Genomic DNA, 18,808 nt, shown 5'->3' on the forward strand with positions numbered 1-18,808 from the left:
CTATTCGGCGGTGACCGTAACCCGCACTTCGGCGTGGACCTCGGGGTGGAGGCGGACAGAGACAGTGTGCTCGCCCAGGCTTTTTATCGGCTGCTCCAGCTCGATCCGGCGCCGATCCACCTCGAACCCCTGGCGCGCCAGTGCGTCGGCAATGTCCTGCGCCGTCACCGACCCGAACAGCTTTCCCTCCTCGCCGGCCCGGCCGGTGAGGGTTAGTGGGACGGCGGCGAGCCGGGCGGCGTATGCCTCCGCATCGGTACGCTCGGCGGCGTTCCTCGTGGCGCGCGCCTTTCTTTCGGCGGCGATCCGCTTCCGGTTGCCCTCGGTCGCTTCGAAGGCGAGGCCCTTCGGAAGGAGAAAATTGCGCGCGTAGCCCGGCCGCACCCGAACCAGCTCGCCCGCCTTCCCGAGCGACTGCACGTCCTCGCGGAGAATGACTTCGATCATGGTCGAACCCTCGGTCGATCCGTCAGGTTGCCGGCGGCGCGAGCCGCCGCCGGAAGTCTAGCCAGGTGTCCGCGAGGCCGAGGAGCGTGAGCCCGCAGAGCACGAACGGCAGCAGGACCACGGCCACGAGCCCGAGGGCAACGGCGGTGGGGCTCGGGAGCCGGCCTGCGCCGGCGCGCACCACCGCGAGCCCGCGCGCCGCGTACAGCGTGCCGCCCACGAGCAGGAGATTCGGGCCCAGGTCGCCGGGTACCCATGGCGGCAGCCGGAAGAGCACGAGCGCGAGCCCCGCCACCACGAGCCAGACCAGATGATCGCTGAACCGGAACCGCGCGAACGCATCGGCCGCAGCGCCGAGTGGACGCGCCGACATGCGGCGATGCAGTCCCCAGGCGAGAAGCGAGCCCGCCATCAGCTCGAGCAGCGTCACGCCCGGAAGCAACGCGGCCCAGTTCGGCGCGGCCTGCGACATGTCCCGGATCATGCGCGCGGCGTCCGGATCGCGGGGCTGGGCTTGGGTCGCCATGGCGTCGAGCGTCTGTCGCACGGAGTGCGTGGCGGCGCTCCGGATGTCCGCCCAGCCGATGTGGAACGCGGCGCACCATGCCGCAAACGCCACGAATGCGATCACCGCCGCCACGAGCGAGCGTGGCACCGGCCGGCCCATGCCGGCGAGCGTGAGCGCGGCAAAGGCGCCAGCCGCGAGCGCGCCCACCGCGCGCATGCTTTGGGCGGCGATGTCGCCCGGCTGCGCGATCCAGTAGCCCACCGCCGCCGCGCCGAGCAGGATCCAGATCCACTCGCGCCAGCTGGTGGGCCGGGAGCAGAGCAGGAGCAGCGTCAGCGGCGCCACCAGGAAGCCGGGCGGCGCCAGCAGCAGGAAGGCGAGCGAGAGCCAGACGAGCCCGGAGCCCAGGATCAGCCGCCGAAGCCCTTGATGTAGGGCAGCAGGGCGAGCTGGCGCGCCCGCTTGATCGCGGTGCTCAACTGACGCTGGTGCCGCGCGCAAGTGCCTGACAGCCGGCTCGGCAGGATCTTGCCGCGCTCGGTCAGGAAGCGCGCGAGGGTGCGGTCGTCCTTGTAGTCCACCACGCGGACGCCCGACTCGCAAATGGCGCAGGTCTTCTGGGGCCGCCTCATTCGTCATCCTCCTCACCGCTCTTGGCGGCCGCCGCCGGCACCGGCTGGGCGCCCTCGTTCACCACGACGAGGAAGCGCAGCACCCCCTCGTCGAGCTTGACCGCCCGCTCGAACTCGGGCAGCGCCGCGGCGTTCGCCTCGAACTTGGCGACCGCGTAGTAGCCGGTCTCGTGTTTCTTGATGGGATAGGCGAGCGTCCGCTTGCCCCAGTAGGCCAGCTGCGGCGGCTCCGCGCCGGGCTCCTGGATCAGAGTGTGGAAGCGGGCGAGCTTTTCGTTGATGGCGGCCTCTTCGAGCGCGCTGTCGAAGATGTAGACCACCTCGTACTGGCGGGTCATGGCACCTTTCCTTTGGTCGTGGTCGCCCCGGCCCCGGTGCGAGGTCGAGGAGGATGGTATGTGAACCGGCGCAAGATAACCCTTCAGTTGCTGAAGCGGAACAGCATTACGTCCCCGTCGCGCACCACGTACTCCTTGCCTTCTGCCCGCGTGAGTCCTTCTTCGCGCGCGCCTTTCCATCCCCCCGCGCGCACGAAATCGTCGTACGCCACGGTCTCCGCTCGGATGAAACCCGTCTCGAAGTCCGAGTGGATCACGCCGGCCGCCGCAGGCGCCTTGTCGCCTCGGTGAACGGTCCACGCGCGCACTTCCTTTTCCCCGGCGGTGAAGTAGCTCTGCAGGCCCAGCAGGTGATACGCGGCGTGCGCCAGACGATCGAGCCCCGACTCGGTGAGACCGAGCGATTCCAGGAACTCCGCACGATCCGCCGGCGGCAGCTCGGCCAACTCGGCCTCGACCTTGGCACTGAAGGTGACGATCTCCGCCGTCTCGTCCTCCCGGGTCACCGCCGCCGCGAGTGCGGTTACGTAGGGGTTGCCGCCCGCCACCTCGTCTTCGGCCACGTTCGCGGCGTAGAGCACCGGCTTGGCCGTGAGCAGATTGAGTGAGCGATAGGCGGACACCTCCTCCTCGCCCGGCACCACGGCGCGTGCGGGGCGTCCGTCGGCAAGCGCGCGCTGGAGCGACTCGAGCACGCGCTGCTCCACCTTGGCCTGCGGATCGCCAGACTTGGCCGCCCGCCCCGCACGGTCGAGCCGCTTCTCGACCGTCGAGAGATCGGCGAGACCCAGCTCGATGTTGACGATCTCGCGGTCGCGCACCGGATCGACCGTCGCCATCACATGCTGCACGTCGGGGTCCTCGAAGCAGCGGACCACGTGCAGGATCGCGTCCACCTCGCGAATGTTGGCCAGAAACTGGTTTCCGAGGCCTTCCCCCTGGCTCGCGCCGCGCACGAGTCCGGCGATGTCAACGAACTCGACCGTGGCCGGCACGACGCGCCCGGGCTCGACGATGCGCGCGAGCACGTCGAGCCGCGGATCGGGCACCTGCACGACCCCGGTGTTGGGCTCGATGGTGGCGAAGGGATAGTTTGCCACCAGCGCCTTGGCGGCGGTGAGTGCATTGAACAGGGTGGACTTGCCGACGTTGGGCAGGCCGACAATGCCGAGGCGAAGCATCAGGCGGGGCGGGGCATCACAGGTTGAAGCGGCTCATGGCGCGCTCGATCCCTTCGGCCAGCCAGCATTCGACCGCCCGGGCCATCGGGTCGAGCAGTTCGTCGAGCGCACTCCGTTCTTCACGGGTGAATTCGGCCAGGACGAAATCGGCGAGGTCGTCGATCTCGGGCGGCCGCGGCCCGATGCCGATGCGAAGCCGGGCGTAGTCCTGCCGCTGGAGCGCGCCCTCGATGCTCTTGAGGCCATTGTGCCCGCCGGCCGAGCCGGCGCCGCGCAGGCGGAAACTGCCGAGCGGAAGCGCCACGTCGTCCACCAGCACGAGCAGATCGCGCGCGGGGTCGAAGTCCGGATGCGCGCGGAGCGGGGCAAGCGCCGCCCCGCTCCGGTTCATGTACGTCTGCGGCTTGACCAGCATCACCGCGGCGCCGTCCACCGTGCCCGACACGGCACGCGCCCGCTCGGCCCGGCGGAACCCGCCCAGCGACCAGCGCGCCGCGAGGTGATCGGCCAGGCGGAAGCCGGCGTTATGCCGGGTGTCCTCGTACTCTGGGCCGGGATTGCCCAGCCCCATGATGGCGCGCAGGGGTTACTCGCCGGCTTCTTCCTCTTCCTCGGCCTTCGGCTTGCGAATGAGCTCGGGTTCGGTGGTCACCGCGGCCGCCTCGACCGGCGCCGCTGGCGCCTCTTCCGCCCTCGGCGCCACCACGGTGCAGACGGGCGTGTCGGGGTCGTTCAGGATCTCCGCCTTTTCGACCTTGATGTCGCGGACGAAGAGCGAGTGGCCGATGGCGAGGGCCGTCACGTCGAGCGTCACGTGCTCGGGGATGTCGCCCGGAAGCACGCGGATGTCGAGGTCGCGGAGCGAGTGGTCGAGGATGCCGCCGAAGTTCCGCACGCCGTCGGGGATGCCGGTGAGCTCGATCGGGACCGACAGCTCGATCTGCTCGTCGGCGTGGACCTCGTAGAGATCGAGGTGCAGGATGTCACTTCCGCGGAGGGGATCGCGCTGGATCTCGCGGATGAGCGCCTTGACGGGCGCGCGGTCGTCCACCGTGACGTCCACGATGGCGGTGGCCGCGTTCACGCCGACGAGCATCCGGCCGAGGGCGGCGGTGTCGACGGTGACGGCCTCGGGGTCGCGCCCGTGGCCGTAGATGACGCCGGGCACCTTGCCCGCGCGCCGGAGGGCCCGGGCGGCGCCCTTGCCGGTTTCCGCTCGCGTATTCACGGTGAGAGTCACCTGTTCTGCCATCGTTCCGTCCTTCCCCTCGTGTCCTTCGATTCGGGCGGCCGCGCCGGTCAGTCGAAGAGCGAGCTGACCGACTGGTCGCTGTGAGTATAGCCGATCGCCTTCGACAGGAGCCCGGCGATCGAGAGCACCTTGAGCCGGTCGAAGCGCCGCTCGGGCGGAATGGCGATCGTGTTGGTGACCGCCACTTCCTTCACCGGTGACGCCACGAGCCGCTCCACCGCCGGCCCCGACAAGAGCGCGTGGGTGGCGCAGCAGTAGATGTCGTTCGCGCCGAGGCGCTTCAGCGCATAGACCGCCTCGGTGATCGTCCCGGCGGTATCGATCATATCGTCGGGGATGAGACAGTCGCGCCCTGTCACCTCGCCCACGACGTTCACCACTTCCGCGATGTTGGCCGACGGCCGCCGCTTGTCGATGATCGCGATCGACGCGTTGAGCCGCTTGGCGAACCCGCGGGCCATCTTGGCCGAGCCCACGTCGGGAGCCACGATTACGAGATCGCGCAGCGCCTTCTGCCGGTAATGGCTCACGAACACCGGCGCCGCGTAGAGGTGATCGACCGGCAGGTCGAAGAACCCCTGGAGCTGGTGCTGGTGAAAGTCGATGGCCAACACCCGATCCGCACCCGCCACCGACACCATGTTGGCCATGAGCTTGGCGCTGATGGCCACCCGCGGCTGGTCCTTGCGGTCCTGCCGCGCGTAGCCGAAGTACGGCATCACGGCCGTGATCCGCGCGGCGCTCGCCCGGCGCGCGGCGTCCATGAGGAGCAGGAGCTCCATCATGTTCTCCGCCGGCGGGTTGGTGGGCTGAATGATGAAGACGTCCCGCCCGCGGACGTTCTCGTCGATCTTGACGAACAGCTCGCCGTCGGCAAATCGGCGGATCGTAACCTGGCAGAGCGGCTGGTTGAGGTGCGCCGAAACCTCTTCGGCGAGCGGACGGTTGGCCGTGCCGCTCATCAGCAACATCTGGCTTCGGGCCTGCGAAAGATCCGCCATATCAAGAGCCGGGCAACATAGTTAGCTCCCCCGACCGGCGTCAACGCCAATCCTGGCATGCACACTGCCCGGGCGGCGCCTTAACGCCGCGCGGCGGCCGGCGTCTCTCCCGCCGTTCACGCACCAGCGGTGCAGGGCGGCGATCCGCGCCGCGCCCTCGGTCCCCGCGCCCTTCCCTCCAGGAGGCTTGCGATGTTCCGTATCCGTCTCGCGGCCGTTGGCGCCGCGCTCCTCATCGTCGGAGCTCCCGCCGCCGTGCGTGCCCAGGCACCGGCCGGTCCCGCCCCTGCCGCTGACGCGCCGCACGATCGCCACGACATCCGCCACGACCGGCGCGACATTCGCCACGATCGGCGCGACCGCCGCGCCGACGTGCGTGACGTCCACCACGACCGCCGGGACCTGCGCGCCGATACTCGCGACGTCCACCGCGACCGTGCGGACCTGCGGCAGGATCGGCGCAAGGGGGCGAGCGCCCGCGAGCTCGCGAGCGATCGTCGCGACATCCGCTCCGACAAGCGAGGCGTTCGCCACGACCGCCGGGACGTGCGTCACGATCGGCGAGACATCCGCCACGACACCCGCGACATCCATCACGACCGGCGCGACGTACGCCATGACCGGCGTGAGCTCCGCGGCGACCGCGGTCAGTCGTGATTCATTTCCGGCGCCACACACGCCGGCTCCCGGGGGCGCCTCACGGCGCCCCCGCGCGCTTTTCCACCCGCCGTGCACTCGATGGTCGGCTGCCGCTCGAAGGAACGGCTCAGAACCGCCCGGGCCACTCGGCGCCGCATGCGCAGCGGTGCCGCCCGTTGTGATCCGCGTCGCGGTAGCAGACGCAGGATCCGCCGCCGCTTCCGGTATGTGCCAGGCAGACCAGATCCTCGCCGGACTTGGTCAGCGTGCGCTCGAGGTTGCGGGCGATTTCGCGAAGCAGGGAGCCGTGGGAGGGAATCTGGGTCGCTGGTGTCATCGGTCTCACCACAGTTTGCCGGTCTGCCGGCCGGGATGCCGCCGAGGGAGGCGCTATGCTACGGATTAACTATCCACACCGCCAGACCTCGGTTTTCCACCTCGCTTTCCAGAAAATGGGGAAAGATCCGTCAACTTGGGGTCGTGGTTGCGCTTGACTCCGACTCGGTCGGTGCACCACAACCGCTCGCGGGCACGTGGAGCACTACGACGGGCAGCTTGGGACCGGGTTCGAGCGCCGGCACCGCGCGCGCGGCGGGGCAAAGGCGCGCGACATCGGCGCCGCCGACGAGGTAACCCGGTCGTATCGCGCGCTGCGCCGCGTTTTCAGCTGGACCGCTGAGGTCGGCATACCAGGGCACCTCGTCTCCCGACGCCCAGTACGTGATCGAGCGCTCGCCCAACCAGAACTTGAGGTAGTAGCTCAGCCGCCCGATCGCCTCGTCCGGTTGGAGCAGCACGACGGCGACGCGCTCGTCCGGCCGGATCCGCTGCTCGATGGCGGTGATGAGACGCGACGGTGGCCCGAGCGACGTCTGGCTGTACAGCTCGCTGTACCACCCCACGTTGAGGACGAGCGGCAGCACCGCGAGCCACGCGGTGCACGGCCACAATCGGCTGCGCGCGCGGGCTGCGCCCAGGGTAGCCATGAGCGCGAGCAGGCCGATCACCGCCGCGGCCTCGAGCCCGCTGCCGAAATTGCGGCGCAGGAGCCACGGCAGCGTGAGGCTCGGCGCGTCGATCGGCGTGGCGCGAGTGAGCGTGAGGTGCGCGAGCGGACTCACCGAGAGCACGATCGTCGCGAGCACGACGCCCGCCGCTACCCGGCCGATCGGCGGCGTGCGCGCGGTGAGAAACGCGGCGAACAACAGCGGACCCACCGCGAACAGATAGCGCTCGTGCGGTCGGAGGCTCGAATTCATCAGCACCGTGTGTCGCGCGCCGGCCAGGAGATAGAGCAGCATCACCAGCACGGCGAACCCTGCGAGCCACGCGCGCGTCGGGTCCGTGCGCTCCGACCGGCGGCTCACGAGGCTCGCGACCGGTACGACACCGGTGCCGAGCGCGAGCGCCGCGAGCAGCGCGACAGCGACGGCGGCCGCCGGTGCGATGGCGGGAATGATGGGTCCGCTCATCTCTTCCGCGTAGAATCGGCTCAGCAGCACCGCGCCCGCCGAGCCGGATGCTTGCGCGGGCGCAGCGAGGGCGTGCCGCGCGAGCAGCGCCGCACCGAGTGCGATGAGCGGCCCCGCGCGCACCGCGAAGGGGGCGAGCAGAGGGCCCCGCGCATCTCGAGTCCGTCCGCGACCGCGCAGCGCCAGCGCGCCCCACGCAAACACCGCGACGCCGTAGGCCCCGATCAGCACCAGCGCGAGCGGCTTCGCGAGGTAGGCGAGCCCGAGCGCCACCGCGCACGCCGCCGCATCGCGGGCGCGTCCGCGCAGGAGCACCCGCAATGCGAGCCAGCAGGCGAGCACGAACAGCGGATAGTAGAGGTTTTCCTCCATCATGAGCGCGGAATAGACGCCGCAAGGCGTGAGCACCGCGAGCGCGGCGACGGCAACGGCCGCGTCGCGCTTGCCGAACTCGCGCGCGAGCGCGTAGGCGGGAAAAACGACCGCGCTCACCAGCATGGCGTTGACCGCCTGCGCCACGTCGAACGCCGCCCGCGCGTCGCCGGCCGAGAAGGCCACGCTCAGGACCGCCGGATAGAGCACGGCCGGGTAGTGCACGACCTGGCCGAACAGCACGAACGGCTCATGAAAGGCAAACGCCCGCGCCATCTGCCAGTGGATCAGCTCGTCGCGGAAGATGCGGGGCTCGACGATGGGCATCGCGGCGAGCCAGCGTGCGGCGCTCGAGAGGGCCCAAAGCCCGACGAGCCGTGCCGCCGTCCCCGCGGCGTTCATCGCGCGCACCTCACGGAGTCGGGACCGCCTCGGCGCGCGGGGGCTCGGCCGCCGTGGCTCGGCCCAGCGGATGGCGCAGCGAGACGACGAAGCCGATCGCGATGTTCTCCAGGTTGAGCAACAGGATGAGCGCGGAGAGCGCGAGCGCCGCGGCGGCGGCATAGCCGTAGGCCGCGAGCACCGCGATGAGAATGGCGTCGCGCACGCCGAGCCCCGCGACGCTGATCGGCAGCGTCTGCGCGATCGCCACGAGCGCCATGGCGGACACCAGCGCGAGCAGCGGGATGTTGATCTCGAGCGCGGCGAACAGCAGCCAGAGCCGCGCCATCGTGACGGTGATGGCGGCGAGGGTCACGGCCAGCACGATGCCCAGGCGCGCGGGGCGGAGCCCCATGCCGGTGAGCTGGCCGCGCCACCGCTCGAGCGCGGCGCCTGCGCGTCTCGGCGCCGCCCGCCGGACGAGCCCGATCAGGCGCTCGCGCGGGCGCCGCGCGACAAGCGCCGGCACCGCCGCGACGAGCGCCGCCGCCACGGCGATCGCTACGGCAGCCACCAGCCCGGCGAGGCGCGGCGGCGCGAGTTGGCGGAAGGCAACGAGGCCGAGCACGCTGAGCACCGCCATTACGAGGAGGTCGAAGAGGCGATCGAGCAGCACGCTGAAGAGCGCCGGAGCCATCGGCTGCCCGCGCGCGCGGAGATACCATGCCTTGATGAAATCGCCCGACTGGCCGGGCGTGGCGGCCGCCGCGAAAAGCCCGATCATGTAAAGCACCATCGCGTCGCCCGGCGACGGAGGCGCGAGCCGCAACTCGCCCACCAGCAGCCGCCAGCGCCACGCCTTGAGCGCGATGAAAATCGGGTAAAGCGCGAGTGCCACGACGAGCGGAATCCAGTGCACGCCCCGGAGGTGCGCGGCGATCCGGCCGAGGTCCGTGGTGGCGAGAAACCACGCGAGGATTGCCGGTCCGATGAGGCGCGGCAGCCGGCGCGCGTATCGGTCGGCCGCGCGGGGCGCTGGTTCGATCAACGCTCCGGGCCCCGGAAGCGCAGGCTCGCGATCTGTTCGGAGATGAGGCCGAAGAGGAACAACACGATCCCGCCGAGAAAGAACATCACGGTGGAGGGCGGCAGGTGCAGCCACGCGCCGCCGCGGGCCACCGACCAGCCGTACGCCGCGAGCGCCAGCGCCTCGAGCCCGACGCAGATCGGAAAGAAGAGCCGGAGCGGGCTGAAGAGCGTGGCGATCCTGAGAATGATGAGCACGAACTTGACGCCGTTCGGCAGCAACTGCTGGGTGCTGCGTCCGGCCTTGCGCTTTCGCATCGTGATCGGCTCGAACCGCACGTGGTAGCCGGCCTTGGCAAAGGCGAGCGCGCTCGTAGTGGGCCAGGAGAACCGGTTCGGGAGCAGGTGCAGGAACTCGGCGATCACGTCGCGCCGCATGGCGCGAAACCCGGAGGTGAGATCGCGCACCTCCACGCCGACCAGATAGGAGCCGAGGCGGTTCAGGATGCTATTGCCGAGCCAGCGGAAGGCGTTCTGCTGGCCGGCGCGGCTGCGCTCGCCGACCACCATGTCGTAGGGGCCGATGTGCGCGAGGAGCCGCGGGATGTCGGCGGGGTCATGCTGGCCGTCGCCGTCGATGATGAGGATGACGTCGCCCTGCGCCGCGCGGATGCCGGTTTTGACGCCGGCGCCGTTGCCGAGGTTGTACGGCCGACGAATCACCCGCGCGCCCGCCCCGGCGGCCACTTCCGCCGTGTCGTCGGTCGATGCGTCGTCCACCACAACCACCTCGGCTCCGGGGCACTGCTCCCGCGCGACCGCAATGACATGGCCGATCGTCGCCCCTTCGTTGAACGCAGGTATGACGATGCTAACGCTGAAGGGCCAGGCGGCGGGCAGGGGGACCGCGAGCGGAGCAATCTCGGTCGCCATCGATCGTCCTCCGGGCGGTGAAGCGCGCGACGACACTGCGGCCGGCATTGGCCCTGGTGGATTCGAACCACCATTAACGGATCCAAAGTCCGCTGTCCTGCCATTGGACGAAGGGCCAGTCCCACAACAGTAACGGGAGGACCGGGCGCGGTGAACGGGCCCGCGCCGCGCGAAGATCCGCGCGGTCCGCGGCGCTCAGCCCGCGTCGAGCACGTCAGGCCCTGGTGGCGCCGCCGCGAGCGTCTCGACCGGCGTGATCGTCCCGTGCCGGCTCCCGAGCATCATCGCGGCGTCATCGCGGTCGCGGGCGCTCCGGTAGATCGCAAAGAGCGTGGCCCCGGACCCACTCATCCGGCACACCAGCGGATGCGTGCCGGCGAGCGCCTCGAACGCGCGCCGGACCTCCGGGAAGCGGCCGAAGACCGGAGACTCGAAATCGTTGCCGGCCAATCGTCCTACGTCGCCCCAAGTGGAGAGCGCGCCGAGGTCGAACGCCACTGCGCCGCGGCGGCCCGACTCCTGGCGCGCCGCATCGACCCAGCCGTATGCGTCGGCCGTGGCGATCGCCACCGGCGGCGTGAGCAGCAACGCCGGTGCGGCCGGGAGCGGCGGCAGGCGGAGCATCCGCTCGCCGTGACCCCAGGCGAGCGCGAGCGGCGCCCCGGTGAAGACGAACGGTACGTCGCTGCCGAGCCGGGCGGCGAACTGCAGCAGCTCGTGCCGAGGGACCGCATCACCGGCCAGTCGGTTCACGGCCGTGAGCGCGGCGGCGGCGTCGCTCGACCCGCCGCCCAGGCCCGCCCGCACCGGGATCCGCTTCTCGAGCGCGAGCTCGACGCCAAAACGCTCGCCGGTCGCCTCGAGCACGAGCCGCGCGGCGCGGACGGCGAAATTCTCGGCGTCGGGCCCGACCTCCGCGCCGCGCACGTCGATCGCGACGCCGCGCTCCTCCCGCCGCCGCGCGGTCAGCGTGTCGGCGAGGCTCATGAGGCAGAACAGCGTTTCCAGGCCGTGATAGCCGTCGCGCTCGCGCGCGAGCACCCGAAGCAGGAGGTTGAGCTTCGCGTGGCACGCGATGGTGACCGCCTGCGCGCCGGCGGCGCTCATCGCGTCAGCTCGGCCGAACGCACGGCATCATGGCGCCGACGCCCGGCGCAGGTCCTTCAACGCGAGCGGCGTCCGGGTCAAGGACCAGAGGCCGAGCAGCGTGATCGGCACGAACGTCGTGACGTGATAGGCGATCGCGTAGGAGAAGCTTCGGTCCGGCGCGATGCCATAGAGCGAGAGCGCTGCGCGAATCGACGCCTCGAAGGGGCCGAGATACCCGGGCGTCGACGGCAGCGATACGCCGAAGGCGACGAGGCCTTCGAGCAGCACCGCCCCTGTGAAGTCCACCCGGATGTCGAACGCGGCGAAGCCGACGTAGAACGCCAGCGCATTGACGAGCCAGAGCACGAGCGACCAGACGACGACCGCGGCCGCGCGCTTCGGCGCCTGCAGCACCGCGAGGCCCTGCCGGATTCCCTCGATGAGCCGGACGAGCCGCTCGGCCAGCCGGCCGCGCGGGAGCAGCGCGCGGACGACCCGCTCCGCCGCGAGCGGGCGCAGGACGACCCCGATCGCCACGGCGAGCAGAAGCAGGAAAACGGCTCCGCCCACCGCCGCACTCTTCGCGACCGAAACGCCACCCACCTCGACGCCGGCCCCGAGCCCGGGGCTCAGCAGCGCGAGACCGAGCAGCAGGGCGAGCGTGAGCCCGTCGAAGATGCGCTCGATGGCGATCGATGAAAACGCCGCCGTGAAGCGAACGTCCGCGAGCCGGGTGACTGCGAGCGGCCGAATAAGCTCACCCAGGCGGAACGGGAGCACGTTGTTCGCCATGAAGCCGATGGCAGTGGCGTGCCAGAGCGCGGACCACGTGATCGGCTCGTCACGCGCGTCGCGAAGGAGATATCGCCAACGGACGGCGCGGATCGGGAAGGTGAGCGTCGCCAGGACGACGGCGCCCGCGAGCGGCAGGGCGTGGGCCGCGGCCAGATGGCGCCCGACGTCCCGCAGATCGACGCCGCGGATGGCATACCAGATGAGGCCGGCCGAGATCGTGAGGCCGATGAGCGCCGGCCAGAGGCGCGAGCGCTCAGACGGGTTCGGCAAGCGCGAGCGGCACGAGGTCCAGAAGCTCGTCGAGGAGCGGGTGCACGGCGGAGAGGTCGCTTTGCTCGGCCAGGCGGCGCCGCAGCTCGCGCCCGATGTCGTCGGCGCGCTCGAGCGCTCCGCGGCCGCGGTAGCACAGGGTGTCGACCGGGACGATGGACAGCTCGGGCTCGGGCTCGGGCTCGGGCTCGGGCTCGGATTCGGCGTCGGGCTCGGCGGCGGGCGCGGCGGCGGGCGCGGCGGCGGGCGCGGCGTCGGCCCGCTCGGGCTCCGCCTCGTAGGCGAGAGCGGCGATCGGCACCGGCGCATCCGCGGGCGCGCAGCCCGGGTCGAGCTCCTGCGCCGCGCGCAGAATGCGGCGCGACAACTCGGCTCGGTCGGGCGCGGCTCCCGCGCTCCGCAACAGCTCGCCGGTTTCGCGGAGCGCCGAGGCGAACCTGGTCCGCGCGGCGCGGGCCACACCCGCCGCCACGGCTTCGCGCGCCGCGCGCGCGAGCATGCCGAGCGCATCCGATACCGCCTCGCCGTGGGGGGACGCGGCGCCGCGCAGCGTGCCGATCAGCCGATAGAGCCTCAAGTCCAGCTCGGTATCCGAGCGCGCCGCCTCCAGCCGGCCGGCCGTCTGCACCAGGTGCTCGCCCAGGCTTACCAGCTCGAGCGCGCCCGGCGGCGACGGCGGCGAGAACTGCGGCCCCGCCGCGCGCTGCATTGCCGGGCCGGCGCCAAATCCGTCGCCCGGCACGAGCAAGGACTCGATCGTCACCACGTCACGCTCGACCGCAAACGCCTCGAGCAGAAGCTCGGTGAAGCGGCGCGACTCCTCCGCGTCGGGCGCCGGCAAGCCGTGCTCGGCGATGTCGCGCGCCACGCGCGAGAGCGCCACCGCCGCGGCCGCGAGCACGGCGTCGACGCCGGGCGGCGGCGCATGGAGCCGGGCGAGATCGCCCACGGCCAGCTCGATTCCCTCGAGGATATCGGGAAGCGGCGGCAGCTCGGGAAGCTCGGCCAGTCCCTGCAGCGACTGCATGCGCCGGAGCACCATGTACAGCGGCTCCCGGTCCTCGGGCGCGGCGCGAAATGCGCGGGCGGCGCGGTCGAGCGCGCTCGCGATGAGCGCGCCTTCGCGGGCAACGAATGCCCTGACGCCCGTCTGCAAGTCACCCGCGGTCGTCGTGGCGCGATGCAGCCGCTCGGCCTCGAGCGGGCCCTGACCGGCGAGCGACTCGAGCCGCGCCGCAAGCTGGGCGGCACGCGCCGTGTCGCCCTCCTGCCGCTCCGGCACCCGCCGCACCAGCAGACGATATTCCTCGACGGCCTGGCTCGCCTGCTCGCGCGTCGCCGCATCCCACGGCCGGACGCCGTCACGGACCGCGCGACCCAGCGCTTCGAACCCAGCGGCGGCGCGGGCGAGAAGGGGCTGATTGGCCATGAGCGCGGAGCCCCGCAGCACGCGCGCGCGGCGCACGAGCTCGGGGCCGGAGGGGCCCTCGGGGACCTGCAGGAGCGCATCGAGCCGGTCGAGACACTCGCCGGCCTCGAGCGCGAAGAACGCGGTCGGCCCGAGCGGACTGGTCATGGCACCTCGATGAAAGGCACGCGGATTCGGGGTGGGGGCGGCGCACGAAGTGTAGAATCCGCACCCTGCCCGAGCAAGCCAGGTATACTTCTCGAACCCTTTTGCCCGCTGGAGTTTCGATGGCCTCGCGTCACCCCACGTCGGCACAACTCATGCCGCTGCGCCGGCCCGGCGCGCTGAGCCCGCTGCTGGCCATACTGCTTCTCGGCACGCCCGCGGTCCTCGAAGCCCAGTCGCCGAGCCAGGCACCCCCTGCACCCTCGCTATCCGTGACCCGGGTCGCGCTTCGCCTCACGGTCACCGCCGCGGGGCCCGAGGCGGGCAGCTACACGATGCGCGGTGAGGGGGGATGCCAGAACTACGGCGATGCGAAGCAGCCCAACTGGACCATCGGCTGGTCCGCGCCGGACGCGTCCGAGCTGTTCATCTTCCGGATTCGCGGCAACGCCGAAGGCAAGACCGAGCAGAACCTCGTGCTCGCCGGGAAGGGCAAGCCTCGTTTCACTTCGCTTGCCGTGAACGTGACCACCATCGCCCGCCGCGGGAAGCATGGCTTGAGCTTCAAGATCGACGGCACGGACGTGGGCGGCCGAAAGCTCGCCGGCACGATCACCTGCGCCTCCGAGACCGTCTGACGGCTGGATGCGAGAGCGCCGGCCGCGCGAACGCGACCGGCGCTGTCATGAGGAATCGCGCTACGGCTGGATCGTTACACTCACCACGTCGCCCGGGCGCACATCGAGCGGCTGGGTGAAATCGGCGCCCGCCGCGCCGATCGGTGTCGCCAGGAACTGCACGGAACCGTTTTCAACCAACTGGGAAGGAAACTGGAACGTGCTCGTGGCGTTGTTGCCGGTGGCGGTGCCGACCCGGAAACGCTGCCCTTGGGCGAGCAGGAAGACGTTCATATCGTAAAAGTTACGATTGGTCACCTGAAGCGTCGTCTTAGGCGCCGTCGCGGCGTTCACAGGTTCGGCCCCGGTCGCTGGCGGAGGACCCTTGCAGGCGGCGACCGCGGTGACGGCGGCAAGTGCCATGGCAAAGCAGGCGGTGCGGGGCAGGCGAAGCATCGGGCCTCCAGGGAGACGTAGTCGAGGAATTTTATCGCCTTGGGGACGTGCGGCCAGCGAGCCAGGTCACACATCAAGCTCCGGTACGGGCGGCGCGCACCAGCTCGGCCATCGTGCGCACCGCCTCCTCCATGCCGTACAGGACGGCGCGGCTCACGATGCTGTGCCCGATGTTGAGCTCCTCGATTTCCGCGATCGCGGCCACCCGTTGCACGTTGGCGTAGGTGAGCCCATGCCCCGCGTGCACCGCGAGGCCCAGAGCGGCTGCATGGCGCGCGGCGGCGCGCAACTCGTCGAGCGCGCCGGTGCTCTCGCGCCAGGTGTGGGCGTAGCGCCCGGTGTGCAGCTCCACCGCGGCCACGCCGAGCGCGCGGGCGGTGTCGATGGCCGCGCGGTCCGGATCGATAAAGAGGCTCACCCGGATGCCCGCGCCGCTGAGTCGGGCGATGGCACTGTGGAGGCGGGGCGGCGGGTCGCCGAGATCGAGCCCGCCCTCGGTCGTGATCTCTTCGCGCCGCTCCGGCACGAGCGTCGCCTGATAGGGCCGGAGCCGGCAGGCGAGCGACACGATCTCGTCGCTCGTGGCGAGCTCGAGATTGAGCACGGTGGTCACGGCGCGGTGCAGGCGCTCGACGTCGCGATCCTGAATGTGCCGCCGATCCTCCCGCAGGTGCACGGTGATGCCGTCGGCCCCGGCGCCCTCGGCGAGCGCGGCCGCCGCCACGGGGTCGGGCTCGACCGTCTTCCGCGCCTCGCGGACGGTCGCCACATGATCGATGTTGACGTAGAGCCGGAGCGCGCGTGCCGTCATTGCTCGCGGCCCGGGCGCTCGTTATGATCCCACTCCGTCTCTCGCCGGTCGAGTCTCGCGTGTCTCATCGGTCCAAGCTCGTCGGAGCGTTGCTCGGTTCAGTCTGCGGCCTGCTCGCCTGCGGAGGCGGCGCGTCGCCTTCGACGGCGGCGCCGCCCGCCTCGTCGGCCGAGCAGGCGGTGAAGAGCTTCATGCAGGCGGCGGCTGACAGTAATCTCGCCAAGATGGCGTCGCTCTGGGGCACGCGCCAAGGGGCCGCCGCCGTGACCGGGCAGCCGCCCGACTACGAGCGGCGCGTCGCGATCATGCAGGTGTATCTGGCCGGCGCGCCTTACCACGTCCTCTCCGGCGGCCCGATGCACGTGGAGTCGGCGCCCCCCGGTGACGCCGCCGAACAGCCCGCGGATTCGGCCGAGACGCATCAGGTCGTGGTGCAGCTGGAGCGGCCCGGCTGCCCCAAGTTCGTGCCGTTCACGGTGGTCCGGACCGACGCCAACCGGTGGGTCGTGAACGACGTCGATCTCGCGGCCGCAGGAAATCCCCGCCACCCCTGCAACGAGAAGGCGCCGGCGGATTCAGCATCGTAGCTTCGCGGCCCGGAACCTTGGTGAGGGGCGCGGCGTTGCTACTCGGTGAGTTCGATCAGAATGCCGGCCGTGGCCCGGGGGTGCACGAACGCGATGCGCCGCCCCCCGGCGCCCGGCCGGGGCGTTTCATCCACCAGTTGAAACCCGTGCGCACGGCAGGCGGCGAGCGCGGCGTCGAGATCGGGCACACGGTAGCAGATGTGATGGATGCCGGGCCCGCGCCGCGCGAGAAACCGCGCGATCGGACCGCCCGGATCCCGCGGCGCGAGCAGCTCGACCTCGGCATCGCCGAAGGTGAGCGACACGATGTCGGCGCCATCGGCCGCTTCCGGCGCGTGCGGCGTGAGCCCCAGCACCTGCTGGTAGAAGGCGAGCGCCGCAGCGATGTCCGGCACCGCGATGCCGACATGAGCAATCCGGGGACGATCGGTCACACGATCTCTCCTTTCACTTGCACTGGAGCATAACACCATGAGTGGGACCAACACCGCGACCACGCAGGTCACCGATTCCACCTTCACCAGTGAGATCGAGCAGTCCCAGGGCCTCGTGCTCGTCGATTTCTGGGCGACGTGGTGCGGCCCCTGCCAGATCGTGGCGCCGATCCTCGATCAGCTTGCGGGTGAATACGCCGGCCGCGCGAAAGTCGCCAAGCTGGATGTCGATGCCAACCAGCGGACCGCCACGCGGTTCAACGTGCGCACGATCCCAAGCATTCTGTTCTTCAAGGATGGCAAGCACGTGGACACGGTCGTCGGTGCGGTGCCGCGCGCGGCGCTCGAGGGCAAGATCAAGCAGCACCTCTAAGCCCGGCCGGCCGTGGCCGCCACGCTCTACGTCGTCGCGACGCCGCTCGGCAATCTGGCCGACCTCACTCCGCGCGCCGCCGACCTGCTCCGGCAGGTCTCGGTGGTCGCGGCCGAAGACACCCGACGCACCCGCGGACTCCTCGCGCATCTCGGCGCGAGCGGGTCGCGGGTGTTGAGCTTTCATGCCCACTCGCCGGCGCGGCGCCGCGACGTGCTCCTCGAGATGTTGCGCGACGGGCGCGACGTAGCGCTCGTCACCGATGCGGGCACGCCCGCCGTGAGTGATCCCGGGGCCGAGCTCGTGGCCGCCGCGCGCCTTGCGGGATTTTCCGTCGTGCCGCTGCCCGGCGCGTCGGCGGTGACGGCGGCGCTCTCGGCCTCGGGCTTCCCCGCCGATCGGTATCTCTTCCTCGGCTTCGTGCCGCGAAAGGGCGGGGAGCGCACGCGGCTGCTGGCCCGCGCGGCGGACGAGGAGTGGAGCGTCGTGCTGTTCGAGGCGCCGGGGCGGCTCGCCGCACTGCTTGCCGATCTGGTGCCGCTCGCGGGTGCGGGGCGCCGTGCCGTGGTGGCGCGCGAGCTCACCAAGGTGCACGAAGAATTCCGCGCGGGGACGCTTGCCGAGCTGGCGGATTATTATTCGGCGGACGAACCGCGTGGCGAAATCACGGTGGTACTCGAGGGCGCCGGCGCACCCCCTGCCTCGACTTTCGATGTGGAGGAGGCGCGTGCGCGGGCCGACGCGCTCCTGGCGGAAGGACTCACGCGGCGCGAGGTCGCGCAGCGCCTGAGCGCGGCGCTCGGACTGTCGCGGAACGAGGCGTATCGAGTGGCGGCCGGGCGGCCGGAAGCGGAGCGAGACCGGCAGCCGGACGAGCGGGGCGAATCGTGAAGTTTGCGTGGCTGGCAGCAGTGCTCGGAGCGTGCGTGGTGGCCGGGACCGGATCGGCGGATGCGTCGAGCGCGCCCCGCCCGCGTTACGCGAATGCCTGCCCGCCCGATTGCGCTCCGCTCATGACCATCGGGCGCCTGCATTACGACGGCGGTGGCGACTGGTACGCCAACCCTTCAAGCCTGCCGAATCTCCTCGAGGCCATCCGCACCAGGACCGCCCTGCCGGTTGCCGCTCAGGAAAGGGTCGTGACGCTCGACGATGACGATCTCTGGAGCGTCGCCTTCATGCACATGACGGGGCACGGCAACGTGCACTGGAGCGACCGCGACCTCGTCACGCTCCGGCGCTGGCTCACCCAGGGCGGCTTTCTCGAGATCAGCGACAACTACGGGATGGACGCGTCGATTCGCCGCGAGCTCAGGCGCCTCTTTCCGGATCACGCCCTGGTGGAGGTGCCGCTGAATCACCCGATCTACCATCTCGTGTACGACTTCCCCAGGGGCCTCCCCAAGATCCACGAGCACGACGGCAAGCCGGCGCAGGGGTTCGGGATCTTTCTCGACGGGCGGCTCGCGGTCTTCTACGACTATCAGTGCGATCTGGGCGACGGCTGGGAAGATTTCGAGGTGCACCACGATCCACCGGCCAAGCACGAGGCGGCGCTGCGTATGGGTGTGAATCTCTTCGCGTACGCGGTCGGCTATGGCGGAGGTCGCGGCCAGTGACG

The 18,808-nt window shown here is 70.8% G+C and carries 24 protein-coding genes and 1 tRNA gene; 5 read left to right on the forward strand and 20 right to left on the reverse strand.

The window, feature by feature from the left end:
• The 17 genes from rplI to VFW66_14965 form a co-directional block, all read right to left on the reverse strand.
• Nucleotides 1–447: a 50S ribosomal protein L9 gene (gene rplI, locus VFW66_14885; GenBank protein ID HEX5387987.1), complete on the reverse strand. Its 447-nt coding sequence runs from the start codon at nt 445–447 to the stop codon at nt 1–3.
• A 22-nt stretch (nt 448–469) separates the two neighbouring features.
• Nucleotides 470–1,456: a DUF2232 domain-containing protein gene (locus tag VFW66_14890; GenBank protein HEX5387988.1), complete on the reverse strand. Its 987-nt coding sequence runs from the start codon at nt 1,454–1,456 to the stop codon at nt 470–472.
• A complete protein-coding gene (gene rpsR, locus VFW66_14895) occupies nt 1,366–1,587 on the reverse strand; it encodes a 30S ribosomal protein S18 (protein HEX5387989.1) in 222 nt (73 codons plus the stop codon). The genes VFW66_14890 and rpsR overlap by 91 nt, the downstream gene beginning before the upstream one ends.
• Nucleotides 1,584–1,925: a 30S ribosomal protein S6 gene (gene rpsF, locus VFW66_14900; GenBank protein ID HEX5387990.1), complete on the reverse strand. Its 342-nt coding sequence runs from the start codon at nt 1,923–1,925 to the stop codon at nt 1,584–1,586. The genes rpsR and rpsF overlap by 4 nt, the downstream gene beginning before the upstream one ends.
• 83 nt (nt 1,926–2,008) lie before the next feature.
• On the reverse strand, nt 2,009–3,106 hold the full coding sequence (gene ychF, locus VFW66_14905; protein HEX5387991.1) for a redox-regulated ATPase YchF: 1,098 nt from the start codon (nt 3,104–3,106) through the stop codon (nt 2,009–2,011).
• 16 nt (nt 3,107–3,122) lie between these two features.
• On the reverse strand, nt 3,123–3,677 hold the full coding sequence (gene pth, locus VFW66_14910; GenBank protein HEX5387992.1) for an aminoacyl-tRNA hydrolase: 555 nt from the start codon (nt 3,675–3,677) through the stop codon (nt 3,123–3,125).
• A gap of 15 nt (nt 3,678–3,692) precedes the next feature.
• The gene (locus tag VFW66_14915) at nt 3,693–4,358 is read right to left on the reverse strand and encodes a 50S ribosomal protein L25 (GenBank protein HEX5387993.1); all 666 of its coding nucleotides are present in this window, start codon (nt 4,356–4,358) and stop codon (nt 3,693–3,695) included.
• A gap of 47 nt (nt 4,359–4,405) precedes the next feature.
• On the reverse strand, nt 4,406–5,359 hold the full coding sequence (locus VFW66_14920; protein ID HEX5387994.1) for a ribose-phosphate pyrophosphokinase: 954 nt from the start codon (nt 5,357–5,359) through the stop codon (nt 4,406–4,408).
• Between the two features lie 21 nt (nt 5,360–5,380).
• Nucleotides 5,381–5,977, reverse strand: coding sequence for a hypothetical protein (locus tag VFW66_14925; protein HEX5387995.1), 597 nt, complete (start codon nt 5,975–5,977; stop codon nt 5,381–5,383).
• Nucleotides 5,978–6,125: 148 nt separating this feature from the next.
• Nucleotides 6,126–6,335 (reverse strand): hypothetical protein, encoded by a 210-nt coding sequence (locus VFW66_14930; protein HEX5387996.1) that lies wholly within the window; start codon nt 6,333–6,335, stop codon nt 6,126–6,128.
• Nucleotides 6,336–6,465: 130 nt separating this feature from the next.
• The gene (locus tag VFW66_14935; GenBank protein ID HEX5387997.1) at nt 6,466–8,244 is read right to left on the reverse strand and encodes a glycosyltransferase family 39 protein; all 1,779 of its coding nucleotides are present in this window, start codon (nt 8,242–8,244) and stop codon (nt 6,466–6,468) included.
• Nucleotides 8,245–8,254: 10 nt separating this feature from the next.
• Nucleotides 8,255–9,271 carry a lysylphosphatidylglycerol synthase transmembrane domain-containing protein gene (locus VFW66_14940; GenBank protein HEX5387998.1) on the reverse strand — a complete coding sequence of 339 codons (1,017 nt, stop codon included), beginning with the start codon at nt 9,269–9,271 and terminating at the stop codon, nt 8,255–8,257.
• Nucleotides 9,268–10,182: a glycosyltransferase family 2 protein gene (locus tag VFW66_14945; GenBank protein ID HEX5387999.1), complete on the reverse strand. Its 915-nt coding sequence runs from the start codon at nt 10,180–10,182 to the stop codon at nt 9,268–9,270. Before VFW66_14945 ends, VFW66_14940 begins: the two co-directional genes overlap by 4 nt.
• 47 nt (nt 10,183–10,229) lie before the next feature.
• Nucleotides 10,230–10,300, reverse strand: a tRNA-Gln gene (locus VFW66_14950).
• 77 nt (nt 10,301–10,377) lie between these two features.
• On the reverse strand, nt 10,378–11,289 hold the full coding sequence (gene ispE / locus VFW66_14955) for a 4-(cytidine 5'-diphospho)-2-C-methyl-D-erythritol kinase (protein HEX5388000.1): 912 nt from the start codon (nt 11,287–11,289) through the stop codon (nt 10,378–10,380).
• A 27-nt stretch (nt 11,290–11,316) separates the two neighbouring features.
• Nucleotides 11,317–12,336, reverse strand: coding sequence for a lysylphosphatidylglycerol synthase transmembrane domain-containing protein (locus tag VFW66_14960; GenBank protein HEX5388001.1), 1,020 nt, complete (start codon nt 12,334–12,336; stop codon nt 11,317–11,319).
• Nucleotides 12,320–13,912: a hypothetical protein gene (locus tag VFW66_14965; protein ID HEX5388002.1), complete on the reverse strand. Its 1,593-nt coding sequence runs from the start codon at nt 13,910–13,912 to the stop codon at nt 12,320–12,322. The genes VFW66_14960 and VFW66_14965 overlap by 17 nt, the downstream gene beginning before the upstream one ends.
• A 119-nt stretch (nt 13,913–14,031) precedes the next feature.
• Here VFW66_14965 and VFW66_14970 point away from each other — a divergent pair, with 119 nt between their 5' ends.
• Complete coding sequence (locus tag VFW66_14970) at nt 14,032–14,547, forward strand: hypothetical protein (GenBank protein ID HEX5388003.1); 516 nt, start codon at nt 14,032–14,034, stop codon at nt 14,545–14,547.
• Nucleotides 14,548–14,607: 60 nt separating this feature from the next.
• Here the strand turns inward: VFW66_14970 and VFW66_14975 are convergent, their stop codons facing one another.
• Complete coding sequence (locus VFW66_14975; GenBank protein ID HEX5388004.1) at nt 14,608–14,982, reverse strand: hypothetical protein; 375 nt, start codon at nt 14,980–14,982, stop codon at nt 14,608–14,610.
• Between the two features lie 73 nt (nt 14,983–15,055).
• The gene (locus tag VFW66_14980) at nt 15,056–15,793 is read right to left on the reverse strand and encodes a pyridoxine 5'-phosphate synthase (GenBank protein HEX5388005.1); all 738 of its coding nucleotides are present in this window, start codon (nt 15,791–15,793) and stop codon (nt 15,056–15,058) included.
• A gap of 59 nt (nt 15,794–15,852) precedes the next feature.
• Here VFW66_14980 and VFW66_14985 point away from each other — a divergent pair, with 59 nt between their 5' ends.
• Entirely contained in the window at nt 15,853–16,380 is a 528-nt protein-coding gene (locus tag VFW66_14985) for a hypothetical protein (protein ID HEX5388006.1), read from the forward strand.
• Nucleotides 16,381–16,418: 38 nt separating this feature from the next.
• Here VFW66_14985 and mce read toward each other — a convergent pair whose 3' ends face one another.
• Nucleotides 16,419–16,814, reverse strand: coding sequence for a methylmalonyl-CoA epimerase (gene mce / locus VFW66_14990; protein HEX5388007.1), 396 nt, complete (start codon nt 16,812–16,814; stop codon nt 16,419–16,421).
• Between the two features lie 37 nt (nt 16,815–16,851).
• Here mce and trxA point away from each other — a divergent pair, with 37 nt between their 5' ends.
• From trxA to VFW66_15005, 3 genes are all read left to right on the forward strand, one after another.
• Nucleotides 16,852–17,187, forward strand: coding sequence for a thioredoxin (trxA, locus tag VFW66_14995; protein ID HEX5388008.1), 336 nt, complete (start codon nt 16,852–16,854; stop codon nt 17,185–17,187).
• A gap of 12 nt (nt 17,188–17,199) precedes the next feature.
• Nucleotides 17,200–18,078 (forward strand): 16S rRNA (cytidine(1402)-2'-O)-methyltransferase, encoded by an 879-nt coding sequence (rsmI, locus tag VFW66_15000; protein ID HEX5388009.1) that lies wholly within the window; start codon nt 17,200–17,202, stop codon nt 18,076–18,078.
• Between the two features lie 122 nt (nt 18,079–18,200).
• Nucleotides 18,201–18,806 (forward strand): DUF4159 domain-containing protein, encoded by a 606-nt coding sequence (locus tag VFW66_15005; GenBank protein ID HEX5388010.1) that lies wholly within the window; start codon nt 18,201–18,203, stop codon nt 18,804–18,806.
• Nucleotides 18,807–18,808 lie beyond the last annotated feature (2 nt).

This window comes from Gemmatimonadales bacterium, from assembly GCA_036279355.1.
In the GTDB taxonomy this organism is placed as follows: Bacteria; Gemmatimonadota; Gemmatimonadetes; order Gemmatimonadales; family GWC2-71-9; genus DASQPE01.

Excerpts from the sequence above, each read along its gene's own strand:
- rplI (HEX5387987.1), bottom strand. The coding sequence starts at position 447 with ATGATCGAAGTCATTCTCCGCGAGGACGTGCAGTCGCTCGGGAAGGCG.
- rpsR (HEX5387989.1), bottom strand. The coding sequence starts at position 1,587 with ATGAGGCGGCCCCAGAAGACCTGCGCCATTTGCGAGTCGGGCGTCCGC.
- rpsF (HEX5387990.1), bottom strand. The coding sequence starts at position 1,925 with ATGACCCGCCAGTACGAGGTGGTCTACATCTTCGACAGCGCGCTCGAA.
- ychF (HEX5387991.1), bottom strand. The coding sequence starts at position 3,106 with ATGCTTCGCCTCGGCATTGTCGGCCTGCCCAACGTCGGCAAGTCCACC.
- pth (HEX5387992.1), bottom strand. The coding sequence starts at position 3,677 with ATGGGGCTGGGCAATCCCGGCCCAGAGTACGAGGACACCCGGCATAAC.
- VFW66_14915 (HEX5387993.1), bottom strand. The coding sequence starts at position 4,358 with ATGGCAGAACAGGTGACTCTCACCGTGAATACGCGAGCGGAAACCGGC.
- VFW66_14920 (HEX5387994.1), bottom strand. The coding sequence starts at position 5,359 with ATGGCGGATCTTTCGCAGGCCCGAAGCCAGATGTTGCTGATGAGCGGC.
- VFW66_14925 (HEX5387995.1), bottom strand. The coding sequence starts at position 5,977 with ATGGCGTACGTCGCGCCGGTCGTGATGGATGTCGCGGGTGTCGTGGCG.
- VFW66_14930 (HEX5387996.1), bottom strand. The coding sequence starts at position 6,335 with ATGACACCAGCGACCCAGATTCCCTCCCACGGCTCCCTGCTTCGCGAA.
- VFW66_14935 (HEX5387997.1), bottom strand. The coding sequence starts at position 8,244 with ATGAACGCCGCGGGGACGGCGGCACGGCTCGTCGGGCTTTGGGCCCTC.
- VFW66_14945 (HEX5387999.1), bottom strand. The coding sequence starts at position 10,182 with ATGGCGACCGAGATTGCTCCGCTCGCGGTCCCCCTGCCCGCCGCCTGG.
- ispE (HEX5388000.1), bottom strand. The coding sequence starts at position 11,289 with ATGAGCGCCGCCGGCGCGCAGGCGGTCACCATCGCGTGCCACGCGAAG.
- VFW66_14965 (HEX5388002.1), bottom strand. The coding sequence starts at position 13,912 with ATGACCAGTCCGCTCGGGCCGACCGCGTTCTTCGCGCTCGAGGCCGGC.
- VFW66_14970 (HEX5388003.1), top strand. The coding sequence starts at position 14,032 with ATGGCCTCGCGTCACCCCACGTCGGCACAACTCATGCCGCTGCGCCGG.
- VFW66_14975 (HEX5388004.1), bottom strand. The coding sequence starts at position 14,982 with ATGCTTCGCCTGCCCCGCACCGCCTGCTTTGCCATGGCACTTGCCGCC.
- VFW66_14980 (HEX5388005.1), bottom strand. The coding sequence starts at position 15,793 with ATGACGGCACGCGCGCTCCGGCTCTACGTCAACATCGATCATGTGGCG.
- trxA (HEX5388008.1), top strand. The coding sequence starts at position 16,852 with ATGAGTGGGACCAACACCGCGACCACGCAGGTCACCGATTCCACCTTC.
- VFW66_15005 (HEX5388010.1), top strand. The coding sequence starts at position 18,201 with ATGACCATCGGGCGCCTGCATTACGACGGCGGTGGCGACTGGTACGCC.